The 3118-nt window shown below is 54.9% G+C and carries 4 protein-coding genes and 1 pseudogene; 4 read left to right on the forward strand and 1 reads right to left on the reverse strand.

Annotated features, from left to right (window positions below):
• Positions 1-280, forward strand: a pseudogene (locus tag DW003_RS09975) (hypothetical protein); the annotation flags it as partial.
• Between the two features lie 83 nt (positions 281-363).
• Here the strand turns inward: DW003_RS09975 and DW003_RS09750 are convergent.
• Positions 364-924, reverse strand: coding sequence for a TetR/AcrR family transcriptional regulator (locus tag DW003_RS09750; RefSeq protein ID WP_117759916.1), 561 nt, complete (start codon positions 922-924; stop codon positions 364-366).
• Between the two features lie 143 nt (positions 925-1067).
• Here DW003_RS09750 and DW003_RS09755 point away from each other — a divergent pair, with 143 nt between their 5' ends.
• The 3 genes from DW003_RS09755 to DW003_RS09765 are packed head-to-tail and all read left to right on the forward strand — an operon-like array spanning position 1068 to position 2850.
• A complete protein-coding gene (locus DW003_RS09755) occupies positions 1068-1268 on the forward strand; it encodes a hypothetical protein (RefSeq protein WP_117759917.1) in 201 nt (66 codons plus the stop codon).
• Positions 1265-1954 carry a radical SAM mobile pair protein A gene (locus DW003_RS09760; protein WP_055252677.1) on the forward strand — a complete coding sequence of 230 codons (690 nt, stop codon included), beginning with the start codon at positions 1265-1267 and terminating at the stop codon, positions 1952-1954. Before DW003_RS09755 ends, DW003_RS09760 begins: the two co-directional genes overlap by 4 nt.
• Positions 1942-2850, forward strand: coding sequence for a radical SAM mobile pair protein B (locus DW003_RS09765; protein WP_055252675.1), 909 nt, complete (start codon positions 1942-1944; stop codon positions 2848-2850). Before DW003_RS09760 ends, DW003_RS09765 begins: the two co-directional genes overlap by 13 nt.
• Positions 2851-3118: the final 268 nt, after the last annotated feature.

Consider the following 3118-nt stretch of genomic DNA (forward strand, 5'->3'; position numbering starts at 1 on the left):
GCAGGGTGCGGCCTGGCGCGAGAGCCTCGGACGATACGAGCACTTCGTGCTCGAGCGCAGCGATCGCCGCGTGCTGTTGCTGGAGCTCGGCGTGGGCGAGATGACCCCCGGCATCATCACGCTCCCGTTCTGGAGCATGACCGCGAAGCTGCCGGATGCGCACCTTTTGAGCGTAAACATCTCGGGCGGCTCGGCTCCGTTGCAGCTTGGAAGCAAGGCAGGGGCGATCCAGGCCGATTTGGGCGCCCTGCTCTCGGTGGCGCGGGCAGGTGGCGAGTAACGCGGAGCGGTAGACGCGCAATGAGGTTTTAGCCGCAGCCTCCGAACGAGAGGGCTCGGAGGCTGGTATTCCTGAATCGCAGGTCACGATGGGTTATCGGAATCGCGAAGAGCGGATACCGCCAGTAAGCCCCCTTCGGAATAGGCGTTGAGCAGCTCCTGGGCATGGGTGAACTCGGGGCCTCGTCTCCAGCCGAGCAGGCGGTTGACGGCCAGATTGCCCTGGACGTTGTGGATGAAGAGCAGGAAGGCGTCTTCGCGTGAAAGCCCTGTTTTCTCCATGACCCAGGGAACCATCTGCTCCGCTCCGCGTTCTATGACGCGCTGGGCTACGCGAGCGTATGCGTCGCTGTCCGAATAAAGCAGGCGATAATCGTCGTCTGCCGGCGGACGCTGGCAAAGCGTTGCCGATTCAACCCCCTCAAGCGGGGGAGCCGCTGCCAATGCCTCGTCGATAAGCGCATCGAGCAGCGCGTACTTATCCTCGCAATGCAGATAGAACGTTCCCCGGTTGATCTCGGCGCGGCGGCAGATGTCCGCCACCGTCATCTTCGCGAAGCCGACCTCGGCCAGCAGCGCGAAGAACGCCTCCTGTATGACCGAGAGGGTGTAGCGCCGCCGGCGGTCGATCTTGGTTTCTCCCATCGCCTCTCCAATCTGAGTCGTTTGACAATGTCCAGTAGCTGTTCGTTTATCGACAGGTGCACGCGTTTGTTCATTGCCCCTGCGAAAATCAACAAGGATACTGTTTATAGACACCTGTTTTTTATAGCTGAAAGGGAGCACGGATGACCCTGTGCGAGAAGCTCGGCATCGGGCTTGTCAGCCGATCGTTTTCCCATCGGGCCGTCTATCGAAACGGCGGCACGTCATACGATTTGAGCGATTGCGAGCCTGCTGCTTGCAAGCAAGATATCGAGGCTTTTGTCCGCAAGGTGGGGGAGGCTGATTGTGTGTTTACGGGAGAGGCAGGTAGGCAGGCGTTATGAGCATCTGCATCAAAAATCAGATTCAGAATATGAATATCGTCATCGGCTGCACGGTGGGGTGTCCATATTGCTATGCCCGTAACAATGTGAAACGTTGGCATATGATTGACGACTTCGCTGATCCTGCGTTCTTCCCGAGCAAGCTCAAGATGATGGAAAAGAAACGCCCGCAGAACTTTCTCCTTACCGGCATGAGCGATCTCTCCGGGTGGAAGCTGGAATGGCGAGACGAGGTATTTGCAAAGATCCATGAGAATCCACAGCATCAGTTCCTGTTCCTGACCAAGAGACCCGATTTGCTGGATTTAGATACCGACCTGGAAAACGCATGGTTCGGCGTTACGGTGACGAGGAAAGCGGAGCTGTGGCGTATCGACGCCCTTCGGAAAAACGTCAAAGCAAATCACTTCTTCGTTACTTTTGAGCCGCTATTCGACGATCCCGGTACGGTCGACCTTTCCGGAATCAACTGGATCGTCGTCGGTACCATGACCGGGGCGCAGAGCAGGAAGGTTCATACGGAACCGGAGTGGGCATGGTCTTTGACGGACCAGGCGCACGCGCTTGGCATTCCAATGTTTATGAAGGAAGACCTCGTCTCTGTCATAGGGGACGAAAACATGATTCAGGAATTGCCGGAAGAATTCGAAAGAGTGCTGGAGGTGCAGAGAACATGGCGGAAGTGATCGATGGAATCCTCATCAATGAGGTGGAAGCAAAGAACATCATGACCAAGTCCAGCCTGCCGGTAGGCGGCTACTCGGTCAATCCCTATGTAGGCTGCACGCATGCCTGCAAGTATTGCTATGCCTCCTTTATGAAGCGCTTTACCGGACACAAGGAGGAATGGGGCACCTTTCTTGATGTGAAGCATTGGCCGGAAATCAAGAATCCGAAGAAATACGCTGGACAGCGGGTGGTTATCGGTTCTGTGACGGATGGCTACAATCCACAGGAGGAGCGATTCGGGAATACCAGGAAACTCCTGGAGCAGCTGATTGGCAGCGATGCAGATATTCTGATCTGCACAAAGTCCGATCTTGTGGTACGGGATATCGATCTGCTGAAGAGGCTTGGACGAGTGACCGTTTCATGGTCGATCAACACGCTGGATGAGAACTTCAAGAACGATATGGACTCCGCGTCGAGCATCGAGCGTCGTATCGCTGCTATGAAGCAGGTGTATGACGAAGGTATCCGTACGGTCTGCTTCGTGTCCCCGGTATTTCCCGGCATCACGGATTTTGAGATGATTTTTGAGCGAGTAAAGGATCGGTGCGATTTGTTTTGGCTCGAAAATCTCAATCTTCGGGGTGGTTTCAAAAAAGCGATCCTGGATTATATCGCCGAGAAACATCCCAATCTCGTACCGCTTTACGATGAGATCTATAACAAGCGCAACCGTAGCTATTTTGAAGCGCTTGAAGTAAAAGCCGAGGAAATGGCCAAGAAGTACGATTGCCCCTTTGTGGACAACGAAATGCCTTATGGCAGAGTCCCCCAGGGGCATCCGGTGATCGTGGACTACTTCTATCACGAGGAAGTCCGAGGGTCAGATAATAGCGGAAAAAGAAATCGTTAAACGAAAACCGACGACGATTTGCTCGAGCGATCAGCGTCCACGCGTGGCTTCTGCCGATTGGCGCAACGGGCGACGGATTAAGGGATCGCTCGGGCGGATGATCCCGCTGCAGTACAGGCGGTCGCTCAATTTAGCGGCATGAGCGTTTTCGCACGGAAAACCAGTATCCCCTGTGCCGAGTTTAATCGTAGCGAATACAATGGGCACTGAGCATCAATCGAAAGTAGTCAAGAGCCTTTTCGACGGCTTCTACCACCTCTACCCCAGC

The sequence above is a fragment of the Collinsella sp. AF36-3AT genome, from assembly GCF_003475205.1.
Taxonomy (GTDB): domain Bacteria; phylum Actinomycetota; class Coriobacteriia; order Coriobacteriales; family Coriobacteriaceae; genus Collinsella; species Collinsella aerofaciens_AF.